Origin of the sequence: Helicobacter didelphidarum, assembly GCF_003364195.1 — a bacterium.
Taxonomy (GTDB): Bacteria; Campylobacterota; Campylobacteria; order Campylobacterales; family Helicobacteraceae; genus Helicobacter_A; species Helicobacter_A didelphidarum.
Genome location: NZ_NXLQ01000233.1, coordinates 1 through 369, shown reverse-complemented (window position 1 = coordinate 369; position 369 = coordinate 1). Strand labels below are relative to the sequence as shown.

The following is a 369-nucleotide window of genomic DNA, read 5'->3' as shown; positions in this document are numbered from 1 at the left end:
TGGAAGAGTTGAAGTGTTGTGATTGTTTAGATTATTTAAAGTCTTATTAGTCATCGTTTATTCCTTAGAGATTCCTTTTATTTGTTATGATAGATAATCCTTGCTTATTCCTTTGAGTGTGTTTAAGAGGAATATGACCTTTAATCTCTATTTCTACTCCTTTGTGTATTTCATCTCTATTCCTTCTCCCTTTACTTATCTCTTAAAACTTTAAGCCTATACATCACTTCTACACAATCTTTAACGCCTAAAGGATAATCCTTGCTTATTCCTTTGAGTGTGTTTAAGAGGAATATGACCTTTAATCTCCATTCCTGTTCTCTTTGCATATTCCTTGACACTTTAAGTTTATAAACACCTCCCTATACT

At 32.0% G+C, this 369-nt stretch carries 1 protein-coding gene; it reads right to left on the bottom strand.

What is annotated here, in order from left to right; translation table 11 throughout:
- Positions 1-191: 191 nt before the first annotated feature.
- Positions 192-329, bottom strand: coding sequence for a hypothetical protein (locus CQA53_RS13065; protein WP_181882493.1), 138 nt, complete (start codon positions 327-329; stop codon positions 192-194).
- Positions 330-369 lie beyond the last annotated feature (40 nt).

Excerpts from the sequence above, each read along its gene's own strand:
- CQA53_RS13065 (WP_181882493.1), bottom strand. The coding sequence starts at position 329 with ATGCAAAGAGAACAGGAATGGAGATTAAAGGTCATATTCCTCTTAAAC.